This is a genomic window from Paraburkholderia sp. Ac-20342, from assembly GCF_017104985.1.
GTDB lineage: Bacteria > Pseudomonadota > Gammaproteobacteria > Burkholderiales > Burkholderiaceae > Paraburkholderia.
Genome location: NZ_JAAGPQ010000215.1, coordinates 1 through 1,235 on the forward strand (window position 1 = coordinate 1; position 1,235 = coordinate 1,235).

Sequence of the window (1,235 nt, forward strand, 5' to 3'; positions counted from 1 at the left end):
TGTAGTGGTCAACTGATTCCGGACACTGCGTTAAGTTTTTCTTCCGCGACAGCCGGCGCCAGTCCGTCATTGAACTGATGCGGCCGTATCCAGTTGTACCTATGCATCAGGTAGTGACTGATATCCCGGTGTGCTTCCTGTGCCGACATGTAACCTACTGACGGCAGCCATTCTGTCTTGAAGCTGCGAAACAGTCGCTCCATCGGGGAATTGTCCCAACAATTTCCACGACGACTCATGCTCTGTTTGATTCGGTAGCGCCACAGACGCTGACGGAACTTGCGGCTTGCGTATTGGCCGCCCTGGTCCGAGTGAAACAGCAACCCTTGCGGTCGGCCTCGCTGCTCGTAGGCCATCTCCAACGCCCGCACAACCAGATCGGCGTCCGGGCGTGTCGAGAAGGCCCAACCAACAACCCGGCGTGTGAACAGGTCGAGCACTACCGCCAGATAATGCCAACGGCCTTGCGCCCAGACATACGTGATGTCGCCGCACCAGACCTGATTCGGTCCATCCACCTCAAACTGACGGTTGAGATGGTTCGGGATATCGATCCGCTCAACGGTCGCCTGCTTGTATGCATGGCTGCCGGGCTGCTTGCAAATCAACCCCAGCTCTTCCATCAAGCGACTGACCTTGAAGCGGCCAATCGTCGTGCCTTCCTCGCGCATCATGCCCATGATGCTGCGGCTGCCGGCTGAGCTTCGGCTCTCGACAAACAACTCGTGAACTCGGCTGCGCAACGCCATGCGCTCGGCATCAACTCGTGTGGCCCGCTCCCGGTGCGCATACAGGCAGGACCGTGAAACGTCGAATACCGTGCAGATCAACTCAACCGATTCGCTTCCGCAGATTCGATCAATTACTTCGTACGTTCGATGCCTTCCGACATCAAGAGCGCGGTAGCCTTTTTTAAAATGGCCTTCTCACGCTCGAGGCGTTCGATTCGCGCCTCGAGTTCCTGAATACGTTGCTGATCCGGCGTGATTGCCTTGCCCTGGGGCGTGACGCCCTGACGCTCCATCTGAAGCTGCAAAACCCAACGGCGCAGGACTGATTCACCAACGCCAACCGAACGGCTCGCCTCAGAAAAGTTATAGCCCTGATCGAGCACCAGACCGGCGGCTTGCTGTTTGAACTCGGGGGAAAACGAACGACGTTGCTTCGGCATCAGACACCTCTCCATGGCGAGCATTCTCGCCTAAATCAGTGTCTGGTTTCATTAGACCACTACA

General features: G+C 57.0%; 1 protein-coding gene. It reads right to left on the reverse strand.

From position 1 onward, the window contains the following. Positions 1–8: 8 nt before the first annotated feature. Positions 9–1,171, reverse strand: a protein-coding gene (locus tag G3N58_RS33815; RefSeq protein WP_206001366.1) for an IS3 family transposase whose coding sequence is annotated in 2 segments (ribosomal slippage) — positions 9–916 and positions 916–1,171 — 1,164 coding nt in all. Because the reading frame shifts where the segments join, the coding sequence is not laid out codon by codon here. Between the last annotated feature and the right edge of the window lie 64 nt (positions 1,172–1,235).